19 protein-coding genes and 1 tRNA gene are annotated in these 21055 nt (G+C 74.3%); 14 read left to right on the forward strand and 6 right to left on the reverse strand.

All coding sequences use genetic code 11. The annotated features are described in order from the left end of the window. Positions 1–28 precede the first annotated feature (28 nt). The 3 genes from PH189_RS16590 to PH189_RS16600 are packed head-to-tail and all read left to right on the forward strand — an operon-like array spanning position 29 to position 2231. Positions 29–427 (forward strand): ArsR/SmtB family transcription factor, encoded by a 399-nt coding sequence (locus PH189_RS16590; protein ID WP_274189916.1) that lies wholly within the window; start codon positions 29–31, stop codon positions 425–427. Beyond that, positions 424–1566: an ACR3 family arsenite efflux transporter gene (gene arsB / locus PH189_RS16595; RefSeq protein WP_274189917.1), complete on the forward strand. Its 1143-nt coding sequence runs from the start codon at positions 424–426 to the stop codon at positions 1564–1566. Before PH189_RS16590 ends, arsB begins: the two co-directional genes overlap by 4 nt. After that, positions 1563–2231 (forward strand): arsenate reductase ArsC, encoded by a 669-nt coding sequence (locus PH189_RS16600; protein WP_274189918.1) that lies wholly within the window; start codon positions 1563–1565, stop codon positions 2229–2231. The genes arsB and PH189_RS16600 overlap by 4 nt, the downstream gene beginning before the upstream one ends. 393 nt (positions 2232–2624) lie before the next feature. Here PH189_RS16600 and PH189_RS16605 read toward each other — a convergent pair. After that, a tRNA-Thr gene (locus tag PH189_RS16605) sits at positions 2625–2700 on the reverse strand. Between the two features lie 338 nt (positions 2701–3038). Here PH189_RS16605 and PH189_RS16610 point away from each other — a divergent pair. Together PH189_RS16610 and PH189_RS16615 are read left to right on the forward strand one after the other, a co-directional pair. Then, on the forward strand, positions 3039–4412 hold the full coding sequence (locus tag PH189_RS16610; RefSeq protein WP_274189919.1) for a threonine/serine exporter family protein: 1374 nt from the start codon (positions 3039–3041) through the stop codon (positions 4410–4412). Beyond that, a complete protein-coding gene (locus tag PH189_RS16615) occupies positions 4378–5793 on the forward strand; it encodes an alpha,alpha-trehalose-phosphate synthase (UDP-forming) (RefSeq protein WP_274189920.1) in 1416 nt (471 codons plus the stop codon). The genes PH189_RS16610 and PH189_RS16615 overlap by 35 nt, the downstream gene beginning before the upstream one ends. Here PH189_RS16615 and PH189_RS16620 read toward each other — a convergent pair. Further along, on the reverse strand, positions 5790–6824 hold the full coding sequence (locus tag PH189_RS16620) for a LacI family DNA-binding transcriptional regulator (protein ID WP_274189921.1): 1035 nt from the start codon (positions 6822–6824) through the stop codon (positions 5790–5792). The two genes, PH189_RS16615 and PH189_RS16620, sit on opposite strands and share 4 nt — an antisense overlap. 244 nt (positions 6825–7068) lie before the next feature. Here PH189_RS16620 and PH189_RS16625 point away from each other — a divergent pair, with 244 nt between their 5' ends. The 6 genes from PH189_RS16625 to PH189_RS16650 all read left to right on the forward strand — a co-directional run bounded on the left by PH189_RS16625 (position 7069) and on the right by PH189_RS16650 (position 12550). After that, positions 7069–8025 (forward strand): metal ABC transporter solute-binding protein, Zn/Mn family, encoded by a 957-nt coding sequence (locus tag PH189_RS16625; protein ID WP_274189922.1) that lies wholly within the window; start codon positions 7069–7071, stop codon positions 8023–8025. After that, entirely contained in the window at positions 8022–8822 is an 801-nt protein-coding gene (locus tag PH189_RS16630; protein WP_274189923.1) for a metal ABC transporter ATP-binding protein, read from the forward strand. The genes PH189_RS16625 and PH189_RS16630 overlap by 4 nt, the downstream gene beginning before the upstream one ends. Then, positions 8819–9667 carry a metal ABC transporter permease gene (locus tag PH189_RS16635; RefSeq protein WP_274189924.1) on the forward strand — a complete coding sequence of 283 codons (849 nt, stop codon included), beginning with the start codon at positions 8819–8821 and terminating at the stop codon, positions 9665–9667. Before PH189_RS16630 ends, PH189_RS16635 begins: the two co-directional genes overlap by 4 nt. Next, positions 9664–10425 (forward strand): sulfite exporter TauE/SafE family protein, encoded by a 762-nt coding sequence (locus PH189_RS16640; protein WP_274189925.1) that lies wholly within the window; start codon positions 9664–9666, stop codon positions 10423–10425. The genes PH189_RS16635 and PH189_RS16640 overlap by 4 nt, the downstream gene beginning before the upstream one ends. 101 nt (positions 10426–10526) lie before the next feature. Further along, the gene (locus tag PH189_RS16645; protein WP_274189926.1) at positions 10527–10898 is read left to right on the forward strand and encodes a hypothetical protein; all 372 of its coding nucleotides are present in this window, start codon (positions 10527–10529) and stop codon (positions 10896–10898) included. A 53-nt stretch (positions 10899–10951) separates the two neighbouring features. Then, positions 10952–12550 (forward strand): adenylate/guanylate cyclase domain-containing protein, encoded by a 1599-nt coding sequence (locus PH189_RS16650; RefSeq protein WP_274189927.1) that lies wholly within the window; start codon positions 10952–10954, stop codon positions 12548–12550. A 340-nt stretch (positions 12551–12890) separates the two neighbouring features. Here PH189_RS16650 and rlmB read toward each other — a convergent pair whose 3' ends face one another. Further along, the gene (rlmB, locus tag PH189_RS16655; protein ID WP_274189928.1) at positions 12891–13916 is read right to left on the reverse strand and encodes a 23S rRNA (guanosine(2251)-2'-O)-methyltransferase RlmB; all 1026 of its coding nucleotides are present in this window, start codon (positions 13914–13916) and stop codon (positions 12891–12893) included. A 5-nt stretch (positions 13917–13921) separates the two neighbouring features. After that, complete coding sequence (cysS, locus tag PH189_RS16660; protein ID WP_274189929.1) at positions 13922–15322, reverse strand: cysteine--tRNA ligase; 1401 nt, start codon at positions 15320–15322, stop codon at positions 13922–13924. Positions 15323–15475: 153 nt separating this feature from the next. Here cysS and PH189_RS16665 point away from each other — a divergent pair, with 153 nt between their 5' ends. The 3 genes from PH189_RS16665 to PH189_RS16675 are packed head-to-tail and all read left to right on the forward strand — an operon-like array spanning position 15476 to position 18593. Continuing rightward, entirely contained in the window at positions 15476–16600 is a 1125-nt protein-coding gene (locus PH189_RS16665; RefSeq protein WP_274189930.1) for an NDMA-dependent alcohol dehydrogenase, read from the forward strand. A gap of 14 nt (positions 16601–16614) precedes the next feature. Continuing rightward, positions 16615–17607, forward strand: a complete 993-nt coding sequence (locus tag PH189_RS16670; protein WP_274189931.1) for an AAA family ATPase — start codon at positions 16615–16617, stop codon at positions 17605–17607. Between the two features lie 59 nt (positions 17608–17666). Next, entirely contained in the window at positions 17667–18593 is a 927-nt protein-coding gene (locus tag PH189_RS16675; protein ID WP_274189932.1) for a VWA domain-containing protein, read from the forward strand. A gap of 170 nt (positions 18594–18763) precedes the next feature. On the opposite strand, the gene PH189_RS16680 is transcribed toward PH189_RS16675, so the two are convergent. Both PH189_RS16680 and PH189_RS16685 read right to left on the reverse strand, forming a co-directional pair. Continuing rightward, a complete protein-coding gene (locus tag PH189_RS16680; RefSeq protein ID WP_274189933.1) occupies positions 18764–19549 on the reverse strand; it encodes an ESX secretion-associated protein EspG in 786 nt (261 codons plus the stop codon). Beyond that, positions 19546–20994 carry a hypothetical protein gene (locus PH189_RS16685; protein WP_274189934.1) on the reverse strand — a complete coding sequence of 483 codons (1449 nt, stop codon included), beginning with the start codon at positions 20992–20994 and terminating at the stop codon, positions 19546–19548. Before PH189_RS16685 ends, PH189_RS16680 begins: the two co-directional genes overlap by 4 nt. Positions 20995–21055 lie beyond the last annotated feature (61 nt).

Raw genomic sequence — 21055 nt, forward strand, 5'->3', positions numbered from 1 at the left:
TTGGTTCGACACATGTCAAGGTAGATGTATGTCGAAGCAGGGTGACGAGGAGCGGGTGCTGGCTCAGCTCGCCGAGGTCGTGGGGTGCTGCGAGCCGCTGGCCCGAGAGCCACTCTCCGCGCAGCAGTCCATCGAGCTGTCGCGGGTGTTCAAGGCGATGGGCGACCCGGTGCGTCTGCGGCTGCTCTCGCTGATCGCCTCCCACGTCGGCGGTGAGGCGTGTGTCTGCGACCTGACCGACGTGTTCGACCTGGCCGCACCCACGATCAGCCACCACCTCAAGGTGCTGCGCGAGGCCGGGCTGATCACCGGGGAGCGCCGCGGGACCTGGGTGTACTACCGCGTGCGCCCCGAGCTGCTCGCCACGGTCTCCGCGGTGCTCGTGCCCGGAACGGCGGAGGAGACCCTCCCGGTGGTCGAGGCGTGAGCACCGAGAACGCCACCAGTTCGACGGCGAACGACCCGGCGGACGCCGGCGTCGTCGCGAAGCTCTCCACCCTCGACCGGTTCCTGCCGGTCTGGATTCTCGCCGCGATGATCGTGGGGCTCCTCGCGGGCCGGCTCATCCCGGGGCTCGGTGAGGCCCTGGGCGCGGTCGCGATCGACGGGGTCTCCCTCCCCATCGCGCTCGGGTTGCTGATCATGATGTATCCGGTGCTGGCCAAGGTCCGCTACGACCGCCTCGACACCGTCACCGGCGACCGCCGACTGCTGGTGTCGTCGCTGGTGTTGAACTGGGTCCTCGGGCCGGCGCTGATGTTCGCCCTGGCCTGGCTGCTGCTCCCGGACCTGCCCGAGTACCGCACCGGGCTCATCGTCGTCGGGCTCGCGCGCTGCATCGCCATGGTGATCATCTGGAACGACCTCGCCTGCGGCGACCGCGAAGCCGCCGCCGTGCTCGTCGCCCTCAACTCGGTGTTCCAGGTGATCGCCTTCGGCGCCCTGGGGTGGTTCTACCTCGCCGTGCTGCCCGGCTGGCTCGGGCTCCCGACGGCCGGGCTCGACGTGTCGGCGTGGGCCATCGTCAGATCGGTGCTGATCTTCCTCGGCATTCCGCTGCTCGCCGGCTACCTCACCCGCCGTCTCGGCGAACGGTCCCGCGGCCGTGACTGGTACGAGTCCCGGTTCCTGCCCCGCATCGGGCCGTTCGCGCTCTACGGGCTGCTGTTCACCATCGTGGTCCTCTTCGCCCTCCAGGGCGACGCCATCACCAGCCGGCCCCTCGACGTCGTCCGCATCGCGCTGCCGCTGCTGATCTACTTCGCGCTGATGTGGGCCGGCTCCTACGCCCTCGGACGTGGCGTCGGGCTCGGCTACGAGCGCACGACCACGCTCGCGTTCACCGCCGCCGGCAACAACTTCGAGCTCGCCATCGCCGTCGCGATCGCCACCTGGGGCGCCACCAGCGGCCAGGCCCTCGCCGGCGTCGTCGGACCGCTCATCGAGGTGCCGGTGCTGGTCGCCCTGGTCTACGTGTCCCTCTGGCTGCGCCGCCGACTGTTTCCCACGCCACCGCGCCCTCTCGACGATCCAGCGTCCACCCACTCGCAACGGAGCCAGCGATGACCAAGACCTACCAGCGGCACGACCTGTCGATCGATCAGCGTCTCGCGCTCAAGACCGCGGCGACCAACCTGCAGCGCGAATTCGCCGAGACCTTCGGACTCGAGACGATCGAGCGCTTCCTGCACTCGTCCTACGACGAGTTCGCCGGCCGCGCCACGATCATCAAGTTCCTGCCCCTGCTCGCCGAGCGTTTCGCCCGCCAGCGGCTACAGGCCCTGGCCAAGGCCGAGGGCCTGTCCCACGACGAGCGCCCGACGGTGCTGTTCCTGTGCACCCACAACGCCGGCCGCTCCCAGATGGCGCTCGGCTTCTTCACCCACCTCGCCGGTGAGCAGGCGGTCGCCTGGTCGGGCGGCTCGGAGCCGGCCAGCGAGGTCAACCCCGCCGCGGTCGCCGCGATGGCCGAGTGCGGCATCGACATCTCCACCGAGTTCCCGAAGCCGTGGACCGACGAGGTCGTCCGCGCCGCCGACGTCGTGATCACCATGGGCTGCGGCGACGCCTGCCCGGTCTTCCCCGGCAAGCGCTACGAGGAGTGGGTCCTGGAGGACCCGGCCGGGCTCGACCTGGAGTCGACCCGGCCCATCCGCGACGAGGTCGAGCGCCGCGTGCGCGGCCTGCTCAACGACATCGGCGCCACCCCGCTCCACTCGACCGTCCGCTGACACACCGGGGCGGGGACCTGCCCTCGTGCAGGTTCTCGCCCTCCAGCTCCTGCTCTTCCGACTCGCGCGACAGCCCTCCCCCGCTCCCCGCTCAGGAAGGTCCTCCCGCCGCGCTGCGCGCCCGCGAGCTCGACCCCTCGACCGACGTCACCGTCGTCGTCGCCGACGCCGACCCCAACTTCTCGATCTGCGGCAGCCTCTCGACCGGCTCACCGGCGCCGACGTCCGGCGGACAGGCGCCGCGCCGTTCGTCGTGGCGACTGCCGCCTCGTGCGGGACATCGCGGCTGGAAGGCCCTCGTCCCCGACTCTCGGCGAGCGTCGTCGGTGCAGTCGTTGGTGCAGTAGCGCCAGGAACAGGACCGCTGCGGGGAGCGTTGTCCCTGGTCGGACGTGGAGCCGGCGCGGGGAATCGAACCCCGGACCTTTCGCTTACAAGGCGAGTGCTCTGCCGATTGAGCTACGCCGGCACGGGAGCCATGGTACGAGGCGCCTGCCAGCGGGCAGCCCCCGCCCGGCGCGGCGGTGGCTAGTGTCGTCGCGCGGGGGTGGCGGTCGGGCCGGGGCGGCCCCGCCCCCCTGTCCGGGTGGGGCGTCACACGCGCCACCGGGGCAACGTCGATCGGCTCCCACACGTCTGGGCAGGTGCTGGATGAAGTTTCCCGGAGTGCCCCGTCATCAGCGTGAGCACGCCGGCGAGCAGGGAGAGGAAGGTCCGCCCGTGGGGGTGGCCCAGCGAGCACGAGGCTCGCTCCGCCGACAGTTCCCGGTCACACCCGATCTTCGTCGCGCGATCGACGCGCCGACGATGCGCGACACGCTGCTCCCGGCCGTGCCGGGGCCGCAGGTCGCCGACGACACCCTCGTGCTGCGCGTGCTCGACCTCGCGCTGCGCATCGGCGAGGTGCAGCTCGCCACCGGCGCGGGCGCGGCCGTCGCGCACGACACGATGCTGGCCATCGCGAGGACCTACGGCCTGCCGACGTGCGACGTCGACATCGCGTTCTCCACGATCACGATGTGCTGCCACCGCGGCAACGAGGCCGGCCCGGTGACGACGATGCGCAACGTCCGCTACCGGACCCAGGACTACACGCGCCTCGCCGACGTCGACGCGATCATCTCCGAGATCGTCGACCACGAGGAGCCGTTGAGCGTCGAGGAGGCGTTCACCCGCCTCGGCGCCGCTGTCGACGGCCCGCACCCCTACCCCCGGTTCGTCGCCGGCATGGCCCGGTCGCTGTTCGCCGGCGCGGTCGCCTTCCTCATCGGCGGCGGCCTGCTCGTCGCGGCGCTCGCCGCCCTGGCCACCGGGGTCATCTGGACCGCGGCGCGCTGGCTGCGCAAGCAGGGGGTCCCGATGTTCTTCCAGCAGATGGTGGGCGCGACCGTCGTCACGCTCAGCGCGACGACCCTGGCGTGGACCGGGACCCTCGAGGACTCCCCCGCGTTCGTCATCGCGGCCGGCATCGTCGTGCTGCTCTCGGGCCTGTCGTTGGTCGGCCTGGTGCAGGACGCGATCTCGGGCTTCCCCCTCACGGCCGCCGGACGTGCGGTCGAGGTCGTGCTCGCGTCGTCGGGGCTGCTGGTCGGCGTCGTCGTCAGCATCAAGCTCGTCGCGACGGTCCTCGGCACCGACGCCGGCGCCTATGCGGCCGTGGTGCCGCAGAGCCCGGCACCGTCGCTGCACCCGATCTCACTGCTCGCCGCCGCGGCGGCCGGGATGCTGTTCGCCCTCTCGGCCTACGCGCCGTGGCGCTCGCTGCCGCTCGCGGCGCTCGCGGGCGCGGTGGCGTGGGCCGGGTACGGCCTGCTCGGGATCCTCGGCGCCGGTGAGGTGGTGGCCGCGGCCCTCGCGGCGGCCGCACTCGGCCTCGTCGCGATGGTCCTGCCCCGCTCACTGGGTACACCCCCGCTGGTGCTGGTGGTCGCCGGGATCACGCCGCTCCTGCCCGGCCTCACGATGTACCGCGGGTTCTCCCAGCTCGCGTACGGCGGTGTGGCCGTGGGCGCGGTGACGATCCTGCTCGCCCTGACCTTCGGTCTCGCTCTCGCGGCCGGGGTCTCGGTGGGGGAACAGATCGGCTGGCCGCTGCAACGGCTGCTCCGCCGTGTGCTGCCCGGAGAGAACGCGGAGGACAGAGAACGTGACGCACGCCGAGGGCGCCCCCGGGTCTTCTGACCTGGTGGTCGTCGCCAACCGCCTACCCCTCGACATCGACGAGGACGGTGGTTGGCAGCGCAGCCCGGGCGGGCTGGTCACCGCCCTCGAGCCGACCCTGCGCGCACGCGAGGGCGCCTGGGTCGGGTGGCCCGGGCGGCCGGACGTGGACCCCGAGCCGTTCGACGACGACGGCCTGGCGATCCGCCCGGTGTCGATCAGCGCCGACGAGGTCGCCGAGTACTACGAGGGCTTCGCCAACGCCACGCTCTGGCCGCTCTACCACGACGTCGTCGCGACGCCGCGCTTCGAACGGTCCTGGTGGGAGGCCTACCGCCGGGTCAACGAGCGTTTCGCGGACGCCGCGGCGCAGGCGGCGGCCGAGGGGGCGACGGTCTGGGTGCAGGACTACCAGCTCCAGCTGGTCCCCCACCTGCTGCGCCGGCGCCGTCCGGACCTGCGCATCGGGTTCTTCCTGCACATCCCGTTCCCGCCCCCCGAGCTCTTCGACCAGCTCCCGTGGCGGGACGCGGTGGTGGAGGGGCTGCTGGGTGCCGACGTCATCGGTTTCCAGACCGCGGGCGGCGCCGAGAACTTCCGTCGCGTCGCCACCCGGCTCACCCACGCCGAGGCCGCCCCCGAGACCGGTGGAGACCACCTCACCGCGCCGGACGGCCGTACGGTCGGCGTCGCCGCCCACCCCATCTCGGTGGACGCGTCCCAGCTCGACGAGATGGCCCGCGATCCGGAGACGGCCACGCGCGCCGAGGCCCTGCGCCACGAGCTCGGCGACCCGCGCACCGTGCTGCTCGGCGTCGACCGCCTCGACTACACCAAGGGCATCGACGTCCGCCTGCGGGCGTTCGCCGAGGTCCTGGGCGACGGGCGGCTCGACCGCGCCGAGACGGTCCTGGTCCAGGTGGCGACGCCCAGCCGCGAACACGTCGAGCACTACGCCGAGATGCGCGACGTCGTCGAGCGGACCGTCGGGCGCGTCAACGGCGAGTACGCCACGATCGGCCGGCCGGTGATCCACTACCTGCATCAGGGCATCCCCCACGAGGAGCTCGTCTCGTTCTACCGCTGCGCCGACGTCATGCTCGTGACGCCCTACCGCGACGGCATGAACCTCGTGGCCAAGGAGTACGTCGCGTCCCGGCCCGACGGCGGCGGGGCGCTGGTGCTCTCGGAGTTCACCGGCGCGGCCGACGAGCTGGGCGACGGCTCGTACCTGGTCAACCCGCACGACCTCCACGCGGTGGGCGACGCGATCGTCGCCGCCGCCTCGCAGGACCCGCAGGAGGCCCGGCGACGGATGGGCCTGCTGCACGCGCAGGTGCTCGAGCACGACGTCGAGCGCTGGGCGGCGGGCTTCCTCGCCGCGCTGGGCGTGGGCTCCTAACGCTCGGGCGGGGGCCCCGAGGTGGCGCGGGCGAGCAGCTCGGTGGGCAGCAGCAGGGTGCGGGAGCGCTGGCGGTCGCCGCGGTCGAGCAGGAGCTCGCCGGCCGCGCGGCCCTTGTCGAGGGTCGGCTGGCGGATGGTGGTGAGTTCCGCACGCTCGGCCGCGGGGACGCCGTCGAAGCCGGTGATGGAGACCTCCTCGGGCACGCGGCGTCCCGACTCGCGGACGTGGCGCAGCGCGCCGAGGGCGAGGAGGTCCGACGTGCACGCGATCGCCGTGACGTCGTGGCGCGCGAGCAGCTGCTCGGCCCCCGAGGCGCCGGCCGACTCGCTGTGGTCGAAGCGCTCGACCACCGGCACCGTCGACCAGTCCACGCCGGCCTCGGCGAACCCCTCGCGCAGCCCGGACAGGCGACGGCGCTGCACCTCGTAGCGGGCGTTCTCCTGCCGTCCGACGCTGGCGAAACCGTCGTTGCGCTCGGTCGACAGGCGCATGCACAGCACACCGACCCTGCGGTGGCCGAGCCCCGCGAGGTGCCGGGCCATGTCGACCATCGCCGCGTGGTCGTCGATGCCGACGCGGTCGACGTCCGAGACGGCCGTGGGCTGGTCGCACACCACGACGGGCACGGGGCGCTCGAGCACCGCGGCGAAGTTGTCGTCGTCGTCGGGCATCGAGTAGACGACGAAGCCGTCGACGCCGGCCCGCGCGACGGCACCGGGGTCGTCGGCCTCCGGGCTCACCGGCACGAGCAGCAGGCCGGAGCCGTTGTCCTCGCAGGCGAGCGCGAGACCCTCGAGGAACTGGACCGCCACGGGGTCGCGGAAAGCGTAGGACAGCGCCTCGGTGAGCAGCAGGCCGACCGCACCGGCCTTGCGGGTGCGCAGCGACCGCGCGACCGGATCCGGGCCTGGGTAGCCGAGGCGTCGCGCCGTGTCGAGGACGCGGCGGCGCAGGGCCGGCGAGAGCTGGTCGGGGCGGTTGTAGGCGTTCGAGACCGTCGTCCGGGAAACGCCCAGCTCAGCCGCCAACGAGGCGAGCGTGGCGGTACGCCGCGACCGGCGTCCCTCGAGTGCCTCTCCCACCGCCCGAACGTATCGACTGTTTCGATCTAGGGCCACTCCGCGCGACCGATCGGGGGTGAAGTGCGCCGGGTGCGCACCGCATGTGACCGGGTCGGGTGAACCCGCCCCTGCCTCTCGCAATCGATAACCGTTATCGTTTCGGGCGAACGGACCGGATTCCGCCGGACCACCGTCGACGAGGAGCCCGCCCGTGCACGTCCGTCCCCGTCCTGTGGCCGTCAGAGCTCTGGTCGCCCTCGCGCTCGGTGCGCTGCTGCTGGTCGCCGGCTGCGGAGGGTCCGGTGGCACGCCCGCACCGGCGCCGCAGGCGACCCCCGCTCCACAGGCTCCGGCGCCGGGGCGGACGCTGACCGTCGTGGCCACCACCAACGTCTGGGGATCCGTGGCGAGCGCGATCGCCGGCCCCGGGGTCGAGGTGCGCTCGATCATCCAGGACCCGTCAGCCGACCCGCACTCGTACGAGAGCACCCCCGCCGACGCCGCGGCGATCACGAACGCCGACCTCGTCGTCTACAACGGCGGCGGGTACGACGAGTGGGTCGAGCAGATCCTCGACGGCGACCCCGCCCTGCAGGGCCGCGCGGTCGAGGCGTTCGCGCTGCGCGGCGACCAGGCGCAGGAGAACGAGCACGTGTGGTTCGACCCGACCGCGGTCAGGGGCGTCGTCACCCAGGTCGCCGACCGCCTCGCGGCCGTCGAGCCCGCCCAGGCCGACGCGCTGCGCCAGCGGGCGGCGGCGTTCTCCGCTCGTGTCGACGAGGAGACGGCGCGGCTCGCGGCGATCGGCCAGGCCCGTCCCGGCTCGCGCGTGCTCGCCACCGAGCCGATCGCGCACTACCTGCTCGCCGGCGCGGGCGTCGCCGACGCCACCCCGCCCGCGTTCAGCGAGGCCGTCGAGAACGAGACCGACCCGCCGGCCGCGACGCTGGCCGAGGCCAACCAGCTCGTCGGCACCCGCGGGGTGAACGCGCTGGTGTTCAACCCGCAGACCGAGACCCCCCTCACCACCGGTCTGCGCGACGCGGCGACGGGTGCCGGTGTGCCGGTCGTCGACGTGACCGAGACACTGCCCGCCGGACAGGACTACCTGACCTGGCTCGGCGCCACCCGCACCGAGCTCGCCCGCGCCCTGGGAGCACCTGCATGAGCTCGACCCCGTCCTTCCGCCTCACCGGCGCCGAGGTGCGCCGCGGCGGGCGCACGCTGTGGACGGGGCTCGATCTCGACGTCGCGCCCGGCGAGTTCGTCACCGTGCTGGGCCCGAACGGCTCGGGCAAGACGACGCTGCTCTCGGTGCTGCTCGGGCTGCTCCCGCTGGCCGCCGGCACGTGCGAGGTCGGCGGGCACGCGCCGCGTCGCGGGAACGCGACCGTCGGGTACGTCCCGCAGCACACGAACGTCGACCCGCTGACCCCGCTGCGCGGGCGGGACCTCGTCGGGCTCGGCCTGGACGGGCACCGCTTCGGGCCCGCCCTGCGCGGACGGGCCGAGCGGGCCCGGAAGGTGCGGGAGGCGTTGCTGCAGGTCGACGCCCTGGATCTGGCCGACGACCCGGTGGGCGCGCTGTCCGGCGGGGAGCAGCAGCGGCTGCGGATCGCGCAGGCGCTCGTCGGGGACCCGGGGCTGCTGCTGGCCGACGAGCCGCTGCACTCGCTGGACCTGGCCCGTCAGCGCACGGTGGTCGACCTGCTCGAGCGGCGCCGCCGTGAGCACGACACCGCGGTGGTGCTCGTGACCCACGAGCTCAACCCCGTCCTGCCCGTCACCGACCGGGTGCTCTACCTCGTCGACGGGCAGTTCCGGATCGGAACACCCGACGAGGTGATGACCTCCGAGACGCTCTCCGAGCTCTACCGCACCGAGGTCGACGTCGTCCGGATCCGCGACCGCATCGTCGTCGTCGGGGCCGAGGACCGCCTCGTCCACACCGGGGGCGGTCCGTGAGCACGGTCGACCTCCTCTCGCTCGACTTCGTCCGCAACGCGCTCATCGCGGGCGTCGTCCTCGCGGTCCTGTCCGGGCTGCTCGGCCCCGTGGTCGTCGGGCGGGGCATGGCGTTCTCGGTGCACGGGACCGCCGAGCTGGCGTTCGCCGGCGGCGCCGGGGCGCTGCTCGTCTTCGGCACCGACGCCGTCGGTTGGGGCGCGCTCGTCGGTGCGGTGCTCGTCGCCCTGCTCTTCGGCGCCCTCGGCAGGGCGCAGCGCGAGCGCGACTCCGTGATCGGGGTGCTGCTGTCGTTCGGGCTCGGCCTCGGCGTGCTCTTCCAGTCGCTCTACACCGGGCGATCGGCCAACAAGTTCGGGCTGCTCGTCGGCCAGATCGTCGGCGTGGACGTCGGCGACGTGCTGACGCTCGCGATCGTGGGCGTCGTCGTGCTCGGCGTGTTCGCGGTGGTCCGCAGGCCGCTGCTGTTCGCGAGCCTCGACCCCGAGGTCGCCGCCGCCCGCGGCGTGCCGGTGCGCGCGCTCTCGATCGTCTTCGCGGTGTTGCTGGGCGTGACGGTGGCTCTGGGCGTGCAGATCGTCGGCGCCCTGCTCGTGCTCTGCCTGCTCATCACGCCGGCCGCGGCCGCCGCGCAGGTCACGGCGTCGCCGACGCTGGCGTCCGTGCTCGCCGTGGTGTTCGCCGAGGTCGCCGTGATCGGCGGGATCGTCGCGTCCCTCGACGCCGGGCTGCCGATCAGCCCGTTCGTCGCCTCGATCGCGTTCGCGATCTACGTGGGGTGCCGCGCCCTCGGGGCGCTGCGGACCCGGCGGCGGGCGACGCGCGCGACCATCATGGCCGGGTGAGCTCCGGCGACGCGGCGATCATCGTCGTCGCGAGCGTGTGGGCCGGGATGGTCAACACGATCGTCGGCTCCGGGACGCTGGTGACGTTCCCCGTCCTGCTCGCTCTCGGCTACCCGCCGCTGACCGCGAACGTCTCCAACGGGCTCGGCCTCGTCCCCGGCTCCCTGACCGGCTCGATCGGCTACCGGCGCGAGCTCCGCGGCCTGCGCGGGCGGGTCGTCCGGCTCGGCGTCGCGTCGGTGCTCGGCGGGCTCACCGGTGCAGTGCTGCTGCTCTGGCTGCCGCCGGACGCGTTCGACGCCGTGGTGCCGGTCCTCGTCGCCCTGGCGGTGGTGCTCGTGGTGATCCAGCCCTGGGTCTCGCGCCGAATGGCCGCGCGACGTCCCGACGGCGCGCCCCGCACCCGCGTCGGTCCCGCCGTCTCGGCCGCGACCTACGGCACCGGGGTCTACGGCGGGTACTTCGGCGCCGCGCAGGGCGTCCTGCTGCTCGCGACGCTCGGCCTGCTCATCGACGACGACCTGCAGCGGCACAACGCCGTGAAGAACGTGCTCGCGACGCTCGCGAACCTCGTCTCGGGGATCGTGTTCGCGCTGGTCGCGCCGGTGTCGTGGCCGGTCGTGGCGTGCGTGGCCGGCGGGTCGATCGTCGGTGGCGTGATCGGCTCGCTCGTCGGGCGGCGGCTGCCGCCGGTGGTGCTGCGCGGGGTGATCGTCGTGGTGGGAGTGGCGGCATTGGTGCAGCTCCTGGCGCGGTGATGCTCCGCGAGAGCGCTGCTCTTGTTTCTCGTCTCTCGGCGTGTCGCTCTGAGAGCAGTGCTCGCAGAGGTGAGCAGTGGTCACACATCGGGGAGCGTCCCATGTCCGTCACCGTCACCAGCCCGTCGCCGACGACCGGGCGCCTGCCGCGCTCCCCCGCCATCGCCGCCGGGGCGGTCGCCGTCATGGTCGTCGGCCAGTTCGCGATGCTCGCCGTCGTCCCGGTCGCGATCGTCGTCGTCAGCAGCTGGCGCAACATTCGGCTCGGCGCCCTGCGGTGGTGGGCGGCGGGTCTCGCCGTCGCCCTCGCGACGCCGCTCGTGCTCTGGGCGGTCGGCCCGGACCGCGCGCCGAGCCTCTCGAAGGACATGCACCCGGTCCTCGCGGCGGTGGTCGTTGCCGCGGCGGTCGCCTACGTCGCCGCGTGGGTGGTCGTCCGGCGCCGTCGCGCTGTTCCGCCCACGGGGGAGTGAGCCTCCCGGTGGTGTGACGCGGGTGGTCCACGGCCCGCCGCTAGGGTCCGCCCATGTCCGGAGCGTCCCGAGCTGCTGCGACCGAGGAGCGCGGGCTCCGGACGGTCACACGCCTCGCGCTCGCCCTCGTCGTCGTCATCCCCAACATCGTGGGCGCGGGGGTCGTGCTCGTCGTCGCCGCCTGGGTGCTGCCCCTCGGCGAGCTCGCCGAGGACGACCCCGGCGCGCTGATGCGCAACCTCATCGCGTTCGGGGCCTACCTGCTCGGCGCCGTGCTCGTCGGCGTCGTCTGGGGTCATTTCCGGATGCGGGTCCCGCCGCCCCCGGGTCCGGGCGCCGACGACCGTGCCGTGCGACGGCAGCGCAAGCGCCTGCGTCGCGTCGTGCTGCGCGGGCCGCTGCGGCTCGCGACGGTCCAGACCGTCCTGTGGGCGGCGGCCGTCGTCGTCTTCGTGCTCATCAACGTGTTCGCGAGCCCCCGGCTGGGGGTGTCGGTGGGCATCACCGTCGCGCTCGGCGGGGTGGCGACGGTCGCGGTGACGTACCGGCTCGTCGAGCGCGTCCTGCGCCGCGACGTGGCGCGCGTGCTCAACGACCGCCCGCCCTCGGGACGCGTCCTGCCCGGGGTGGCGCTGCGCGCCGTGGGCTCGTGGGTGCTCGGGACCGCGGTCCCGCTGGTCGGGGTCCTGCTCGCCGCCGTGGCCTCGCTGGCGTTCGGTGGCTACACCACCGACCGGCTCGCCCTCGTCGTCCTCGTGCTCGGCGGCGTCGCCCTGGTGGTGGGCCTCCTGGTCACGGTGCTCACCGCCATGTCGACGGCGGCGCCGGTGCTCGCCGTGCGTCGCGCCCAGCGCCAGGTCGAGGACGGCGACTACGACGCCGAGGTCCCGGTGTTCGACACCACCGAGCTGGGCCTGCTCCAGGCCGGCTTCAACACCATGGTCGGTGGGCTGCGCGAGCGGGAGCGCGTGCGGGACCTGTTCGGCCGTCACGTCGGCGAGGACGTCGCGCGCACCGCGATGGAGAACGACGTCGAGCTCGGGGGCGAGGTGCGCGAGGTCGCGGTGCTGTTCGTCGACCTCGTCGGCTCCACCCGCCTCGCCGCGACCCGGCCCCCGCACGAGGTCGTCGAGGCGCTCAACGCGTTCTTCGCCGTGGTGATCGACGTCGTCGAGCAGCACGACGGCTGGATCAACAAGTTCGAGGGCGACGCGGCGCTCGCGGTCTTCGGCGCACCGACCGCCCTGGACGACGCCGCCGGATGCGCCCTGCGCGCCGGGCGGGAGATGGCGCGGCGCATCGCCGACGAGCTCGACGACATCTCCGCGGGCATCGGCGTGTCGGCCGGCGAGGCCGTCGCCGGCAACATCGGAGACACCCGCCGCTACGAGTACACGGTGATCGGCGACCCGGTGAACGAGGCCGCGCGGCTGACCGAGGTCGCGAAGGAGCTCGACGGCGGGGTCGTGGCGTCGGGGGCGGCGCTGTCGCGCGCGGGCGACGAGGCGGAGCGCTGGGAGGTCGTCGAGTCCCGCGTGCTCCGGGGTCGCGAGGCCGACACCGACCTGGCTGTGCCGCGCGAGTACGCGCCGGCCGGTTCGGCGCGCGAGGTGCCCGACGATTCCGGCCGAAGGGCACCTTCGCTCGGATAGAGCGGCGAGGGGTGCCCTTCGCCAGGAGCTCGGATGCGCCCGTGCCCGTGCCCGCCACGAGAGATCACGGGAGCGGTATCCACCCCCGCGGCGCCCGGAGGGTGGTCGTCGCGCTCCTGATCTTCATGGCACACGTCGGACGTGCCCGTCGCACCGCTCAGTTCGCGGTGCCCGCCGCGTCGTCGGCGGGACTCCTCGCGCGTCATGCCGGTCTGCTCGATGCAGGCGTCGAGCGCGGCCTCTCCCGGGTCCTCGATCCTCACCGAGGAGGTCGCCGTCGCCGCGGGCGGAGTCGCCACCGGTACCGCCGAAGGAGGGGTCGTCAGCGATACCGGGGACCTCAGGCGCGGCGCCGCCGGGCGATCTCGGCGAGGGCCACGCCCGCCGCGACGGAGGCATTGAGCGACTCGAACTCGCCGGCCATGGGGATCGACACCGAGGCGGTGCAGGTCTCGCGCACCAGGCGCGACAGCCCCTTGCCCTCGGAGCCGACGACGAGCACGAGGGGCCCGCGGGCGGCGTCGGGGCCCGCGGCGTCGTCGAGATGGTCGATGTCGGCGTCCGCGCCGCCGTCGAGCCCGACCGCGACGAGGCCGTCGTCGAGCCACGCCGACAGGGTGCGACTGAGGTTCGTCGCCCGGCCGACGGGCACGCGCGCGGCCGCCCCGGCCGAGGTCCGCCAGGCCACCGGTGTCACGCCGACCGACCGGCGCAGGGGCAGCAGCACGCCGTGCGCGCCGAACGCCGCCACCGAGCGCAGGACCGCGCCGAGGTTGCGGGGGTCGGTGACCCCGTCGAGGGCGACGAGCAGCGGCTCGACCTTCTGCAGGTGGGCGCGCTGGCGCGCCTCCTCGAGCAGGTCGTCGGGGTGGAGGTAGTCGAACGCCGGCACCGAGAGCGCGAGCCCCTGGTGCACCGCGCCGTCGGCCATCCGGTCGATGTCGCCGCGCGGCACCTCGAGCACCGAGATCCCGCGCTCGGAGGCGCTGCGGATCGACTCGCGGACGCGGTCGTCGACGTCGATGTTCTGGGCGATGTAGAGCGCGATGGCAGGGCTGTGCGCGCGCAGGCTCTCGACGACCGGGTTGCGACCGAGCACGGTCTGGGGGCCGTCGGGGTCGTCACGCCGCGTCGGGGAACGGCGCGGCGCCGAGCGGTCGTCCTGGGTGGCGGGCCGCCGGGGCGCGGACGGTGAGCTCGACCCGCCCTCGCCCCGGTACGACTTGTGGTTCGGGCGCTTCTCCGCCGGCGGGGTCGGGCCCCGGCCCTCGAGACTCTTGCGGCCCTTGCCGCCGGAGCCCTTCGTCGGGCCCTTCTTCGAGCCCGGGTTGCGGCGGGCGCCGGGGCGGCGGGAGTTGCCGGCCATGGGGTTCAGGCACCGTCCTTGAGTGACCAGATCGGGCCGTCGGAGGTGTCCTCGACGGTGACGCCGGCCGCGGTGAGCTCGTCGCGCAGGGCGTCGGCCCGCGCGAAGTCACGGTCGGCGCGCGCTCGGGTGCGCTGCTCGAGCAGCGAGTCGACCAGCGAGCCGAGCGCCTGGTGCGCGGCGTCGTCGGCACCGCCACCGGCGGCGGCGTCGCCCCAGGTGACGGGATCGAGGCCGAGGATGCCGGTCATCGCCCGCACCCCGCTCGCGGCCGCCATCGCGGCGACGCGGTCGCCGGCGTCGAGGGCGGCGTTGCCGGCGCGCACGGTCTCGTGCACCTCGGCCAGCGCCGCGGGGGTGGCGACGTCGTCGTCCATCGCGGCGGCGAACGCGTCGGAGATGTGGCCGACCTCCACGGCGCCGACGCGATCGTGCACGCGGTGCACGAACGTCTCGACGCGCCGGTACGCCGCGGCCGCCTCGGCCAGCGCGTGCTCCGAGTACTCCAGCGTCGAGCGGTAGTGCGGCGCGACGAGGTAGTAGCGCAGCTCGACCGGCCGCACGCGCTCGAGCACCGCGGGGATCGTCAGCGTGTTGCCGAGCGACTTCGACATCTTCGAGCCCGACATCGTCACCCAGGCGTTGTGCAGCCAGTACTCGGCGAACCCGTCACCGGCTGCGCGCGACTGGGCGAGCTCGTTCTCGTGGTGCGGGAAGACCAGGTCGAGGCCGCCGCCGTGGATGTCGAAGCGCGGGCCCAGGTAGTGCGTGGCCATCGCCGAGCACTCCAGGTGCCAGCCCGGGCGCCCGCGGCCCCACGGCGTCGGCCAGGACGGCTCGCCGGGCTTCGCGGCCTTCCAGAGCGTGAAGTCGCGGGCGTCGCGCTTGCCGCGTGGATCGGCCCCCTCGCCCTGCTCCATCTCCTCGACGCGCTGGCCGGACAGCTCCCCGTACGACGGCCAGGTGCCCACCGCGAAGTAGACGTCTCCGTCGACGGCGTAGGCGTGGTCGCGCTCGACGAGGCGCTCGATCAGCTCGACCATCTCGGTGATGTGGCCCGTGGCGCGCGGCTCCACCGAAGGCGGCAGGCAGCCCAACGCGTCGTAGGCCGCGGAGAAGGCGCGCTCGTGCGTCGCCGCCCACTCCCACCAGGGCCGGCCCGCGGCCTCGGCCTTGTTCAGGATCTTGTCGTCGATGTCGGTGACGTTGCGGACGAGCAGCACGTCGTACCCGCTGTGGGCGAGCCAGCGGCGGAGCACGTCGAAGTCCAGACCCGAGCGCACGTGGCCCACGTGGGGCACGCCCTGCACGGTCGCCCCACACACGTACATCGACGCCGTGCCGGCGCGCTGCGGGTGGAACTCCCGCAGCTCGCGTCGTGCGGTGTCGTACAGGTGCAGGCTCACCGTCCGGATCCTACGGAACCGCGGATCCGTTCCCACGGACGCATCCGGAACGCAACCGACCGATCGTTCGGTAACCCTCTTCCCAACGTGTGAGGCGAGACATAGAGTCGGCTGCATCATTCGACGGTTTCGCTACGCAAGGAGTGGTCAGCGTTGTCCATCACGTGCCGGACGTCCCTCGTCCGCCAGGCCCCGGGCAAGTACGAGACGGCGACGGTCGAGGTCGACGACCCACGTCAGGACGAGATCCGGGTGAAGATGGTGGCCTCGGGCCTCTGCCACTCGGACGACCACATCGCCACCGGTGACATCCCGGTGGGCACCTACCCCTTCGCCGGGGGCCACGAGGGCGGCGGCATCGTCGAGTCGGTCGGCCCGAACACCAAGGGCTTCGAGGTCGGCGACAAGGTCCTCTTCTCCTTCCTCCCCGCCTGTGGGCAGTGCCGCTGGTGCGCCACCGGCCACTCGAACCTCTGCGACCTCGGCGCCGGCCTCCTCGCGGGCACGCGCTGGACCGAGGACTCCACCCGTCTGCACCTCGAGGACGGCACCAACGTCGGCCAGATGTGCGGCATCTCGACCTTCTCCGAGTACTCGACCGTCGCGGTCGACTCGGCGATCAAGGTCCCGCAGGACACCAAGCTCGAGGTCGCCTGCCTGCTCGGCTGCTCGGTGGGCACCGGCTGGGGCACCGCCGTGAACACCGGCGAGGTCGCCCCCGGCGACACCGTGATCATCCAGGGCATCGGCGGCATCGGCGCCAACGCCGTCCAGGGCGCGGCCCACGCGGGCGCGGCCAACGTCATCGCCGTCGACCCCGTCGCGTTCAAGCGCGAGAAGGCCCTCGAGCTCGGCGCCACCGAGGCCGTCGAGTCGATCGAGGAGGCCACCGAGCTCGCCAAGGGCTACACGAACGGCCAGGGCGCCGACGTCTCGATCGTCACGATCGGCATCACCAAGCCCGAGCACGTCGGCAACGCCTTCGCCTCGATCCGCAAGCAGGGCACGGTCGTCGTCACCGGCCTCGGCGACATCACCGAGGTGGGCGTGCCGATCCCGATCGGCGAGCTGACCCTCTTCGAGAAGAAGATCAAGGGCTCGCTGTTCGGCTCGTCCAACCCGAAGGCGGACATCCCCAAGATGCTCGACCTCTACAACCACGGGAAGATCAAGCTCGACGAGCTCGTCACCAAGCAGTACAAGCTCGACGAGGTGGCCCAGGGCTACGAGGACATGCACGCCGGCAAGAACATCCGCGGCGTCCTGATCTTCGACTGAGGTATCGACTCCCTGTGACGAACGGTTCCGCGGCCCCGGTCTCCCTCGTGGACACCGGGGCCGCCCCCCGTCTGCCCACCGCGGGCGGCCTGCCGGTCCGCGCCATGATCGACGCCTCCCGCGCCCGGGTCATCGGGCGTGTGCGCGAGTCCGAGGTGATCGCCGCGGCGCTCGCCGCCGGGCGCAGCGTGCTGCTCGAGGGCCCGCCCGGCACCGGCAAGACGACGCTGCTGCGCGCGCTCGCGGAGGGCGCCGGCGTCGGGCTCGAGCTGGTCGAGGGGAACGCCGAGCTCTCGCCGGCGCGCCTCGTCGGCCACCACGACCCCTCGCGCGTCCTCACCGAGGACTACACCCCCGAGAACTTCGTGCCCGGCCCGCTGGTCCGGGCGCTGACCTCGGGCGCGCTGCTCTACGTCGAGGAGCTCAACCGCGTCCCCGAGGAGACCCTCAACGTCCTGCTCGGCGTGCTCTCCGAGCGGCGCCTGCACGTCCCCCGGCTCGGGATCGTCGACGCGGCGCCGTCGTTCCGGCTCGTCGCGGCGATGAACCCGTCGGACGCCGTCGGCACCGGGCGCATCACGCCCGCGCTCTACGACCGGTCGTGTCGCGTCGGGTTCGCGCACCAGGACGCCGACGAGGAGACCGCGATCGTGCGGCGCGACCACGGCGTCGTCGACGAGGGCTTCCTCGCGCGCGCGGTCCGGGCCACGCGGGCGACCCGCGAGCACCCCGACCTGCGCCTGGGCTCCTCGGTCCGCGGCGCGCTGGACCTCGTGGCCGTCGCGGCCTCGCTGGCCGAGCTGCGCGACGTCGGGCTCGCCGGCCGGCTGGCCCCGGACGCCGAGACCACCGGCACCGACGCCGCGCTGGCCGCCCTCTCCGGGCGCGTGCAGCTGCTCGAGGGCTCGACACGCACCGTCGAGGAGGTCGTCGCCGACCTGTGGGCGGCGAGCGCACCCGTCGACGAGCCCGTCGGCGCCGAGGGCGGTGGCGAGGGAAAAGCCTGAGCCCCGGAGGTTCGCCGCCCCCGCAGGCGGGCCACTCGCCCGGGGCGCCGCCGAAGGTGGTGTCGGACCCCCGCGAGGTCGCCGACCTGCTGCGCGACCAGGCCCGGCGCACCGAGACCCGCGCCGACCTGCAGCGTCGCCACGACGACCTCGAGAGCGTCAGCCCGACGGTGGGGGTGCTCGACGAGGCCGCCACTGCCGGGGCCTTCGGCGAGGACGCCGACGGGACGATCGACCTGCTCGCCGACCTCGCCCGCGCCACCGACCCGTTGCTGCGCGCGAAGGCACGGCGCCTCGCCGTCCGCCTGCTCGTGCCCCCGGCCCGGGCGGGCGAGACGGAGCGACGGGGCTCGACCCGGCTCGCGACCGTCACCGGCGACGGCCTCGACCTGGACCTCGACGCCACGCTCGAGCAGTCGCTGGAGCACCGGCCGATCCGCGCCGAGGACCTCCGCTGGCGGGGCTGGCGCTCGCCGGGGCGTGCGATCGTGCTGCTGGTCGACGCGTCCGGCTCGGTGGCCGGCAAGCCGCTGACCACGGCGGTGACCACGGCCGGCGCCCTCGCGGCCGGGCTCCGGACCGACGACGAGCTCGCGGTGATCGCGTTCTGGTCGCGCGCGGTGGTGCTGCGTCACCTGCACTCCCCCGCTCCGACCTCCGCGGTGCTCGACTCGCTGCTCGACCTGCGCGGCGGGTCCACCACCGATCTCGCGCTCGGCCTGCGCACCGCCCTCGCGCAGGCCACGGCCGCGCGGGTGCCGCACGCCGACGTCCTGGTGCTCACCGACGGCGCCTGGAACGAGGGCGAGGATCCGGCTCCGATCGCCGGGGCCTCCGGCGCCGCGCGGGTGCACACGCTGGTGACGGTGGACGACGAGGAGGCGCGGACGTCGTGCGCCCGCATCGCCGCCGCAGGTGGCGGACGGTCCGTGCCGCTGCTCCGGCCCTCGGACGCCCCGGCCGCCGTGCGGGCGGTGCTGCGCTGAGCCTCCGGTCGTCTCGACCCTCAGCACGATGCTTCGGAAACCGAAGCATCCGCGGTGCGGCAAGGACGGCTCCGCCGGACCGGCCGTCGAGCTACCACCCATGGCGCTGACGCTTCGGAAACCGAAGCGTTCGCGGTGCAGCGAGGACACCTCCGCGTCGGCTCCGGGTCCTACCGGCGACGGGAGCTCGTGGCGACGTCCCGCTCGTGACCCTCGAGGAGGGCGGCGAGCTCGATGCGCAGGCGGGGACGATCGGTGGGACGCACCACGATGCGGGAGCCCGTGGCGTCGGGCCCCATCGCGAGGCGGCCGCCGGCCGTGTCGAGCACGGTGATCACCCGGAGTCCGCGACGGCGGACCCCTGCCGCGTCGCGGACCGCGACCCCGAAGGTCGCAGAGCGCTCGGGCGGGGCGGCCCACATCGCACGCAGTCGCTCGACGTGGTGGGCGGCGACGCCGGCGCGGCGCAGGCGGCGCGCGCGCTCGTCGAGGGTGACCCCGTCGCCGAGCAGGGCGTCGGCGGGCAGGGACATCGGGACGCCGGGGGCGGCGGGCCGGTCGGGGAGGCGGGCGAGCAGTGCGCCGGCGGGGTCGTCCGGATCGGCGGGATCGAGGCGCAGACCGCCGGGGACCAGAAACGACACGACACCGAGCACGCCCCGCGTCGCGGCGACGACGCCGAGCGGCGGCCCGCCCTCGACCATCACCCGGACGTCGACCTCTCGGGCGGGGACGGCGAGCACGGACAGCATGTCGGCGAGGGACGGGTCGTCGAGCAGACCCTGGGCCGCGAGCCGGTCCCGGGCCGCGGCGTCGAGGGCGTCGCGCTCGGCGTAGGTGCGGCCGTGGTCGAGGACGGAGAGCAGGAGCGGGTGCTCGCCCAGGCCGAGATGCCGCCACAGCGCGAGGTACTGGCCGGTGTCGAGGTGCACGCCGGCGCGGAACCCGGTCGTCATTCGCCGAGCACCGGGGGTGTCGTCGCGGGCAGGGCGCCCGCGATGGCGTCGGGGTCGTCCTCGTGGAGGTAGTCCGGCCGGCGCCGATCCCCGCCGCCTGCCTGGCCGCCGACCATCCCGCCCGGCGGGATCATCGGGACCGCACCGCCACGGCCCTCGGCGGCGGCCCCGGCCGCGCGGGCCGCGGCCGTCTCCGCCACGGCGCCACCGCCGCCGACCCCGGCGCGCGCGCCGACCTCACCGGCGCCTCCCCCACCGAAAGCGCCGCCGCCGACACCGCCTCGTCCCGTGCCCGCGGCGGCACCCGGGCCGGCACCGACACCGCTTCCCCCGGACCCGTTCCCGACGCCACCGCCGACCCCGGCGCCCGGCACGAGTCCTCCCGACGCCGAGGCTGCACTGCCCGGGACGCCCGCGCTTCCCGGGACACCGGACCTACCCGCGCCGGTCGACGCCCCCGTCGGGAGCCGGCCCGCCCCACCAGCCGTTCCGCCCGGCACGGCCCCCACGGGTGGGACGACGGCGCCGGCACCGCTCCCCGTGCTCGGCGCACTCCCGGTGGGGACGCCGCCCGCGCCCGGTAGCCCCGCCGCGCCCCCCGCGGGCGCCGGGACCCCGTTGGGGGGCGGTGTCCCGGCCGCCGGCGACGGCGACGGCACGACCGGTGCCGCGGCGCCCGTGCCTGCTCCCCCGGCACCACCGCCGGGAGCACCGCCGGCACCGCCCCCGCCGGAACCTCCGCCGCCCGGGGAGAGACCGGCCCCGGCGCCACCGGGCACCGCACCGGCGCCTCCGCCGGCCCCACCACCGCCGGCTCCACCACCGCCGGCTCCACCACCGGTACCGCCCATCCCGCCGCCCTCGGACCCGGCGCCACCGCCCACCGACAGGTCGGCCGGCGTGATCTGCGGGCCGACGGGGCCGGCGAACTGCGGCAGCGTGGTCATCCGGTCGGCGCTGAAGTGCTGGTAGCGCTCCATGGTCTGCTGGGCGGCCCGCTCGCTCTCCGCCTGCGCGGCGAGCGCGTTCTGGTAGTCGCTGCCGAGCGGGCCCGCCGAACCGAAGACGTCGCCCCACCCGAGAGCGGCGGGAACAGGCGCGGGCGTCGGCGCCCGAATCGCGAGGCGAACGTCCTGGAGGTTGGCGGCCTGCTCGTGGGAGACGCTGCCCACGGCGCGACCGAGGGCGCGCGCCTGGTCGACCCAGGGCTTGAGGGGGTGGATCGACCTGTCCGCGGACTCGGCGGCCTGCCCCTGCCAGTGCGCGCGCAGGCTCGAGCCGGCGGCGTCGACGGTGTCGGCGACGCGCTGCATCCGCCCGACCAGGCGGTGCCACGACTGGCCGCTGTCGACGAACCCGTCGCCTGGCACGCCGCTGGCGGGACCGCCGTTCACCTGGTCGTAGATCTCCTGGTGGCTCTTCCCCTGCCAGTTGGTCGCGAACACCGGCCCACCTCCCCTCGCGGATCGTAGGAACCGGGAGCGAGCCGTGGGTGCCGTTCGGAGG

The organism is Actinomycetospora chibensis (assembly GCF_028737215.1).
Classification (GTDB): domain Bacteria; phylum Actinomycetota; class Actinomycetes; order Mycobacteriales; family Pseudonocardiaceae; genus Actinomycetospora; species Actinomycetospora chibensis.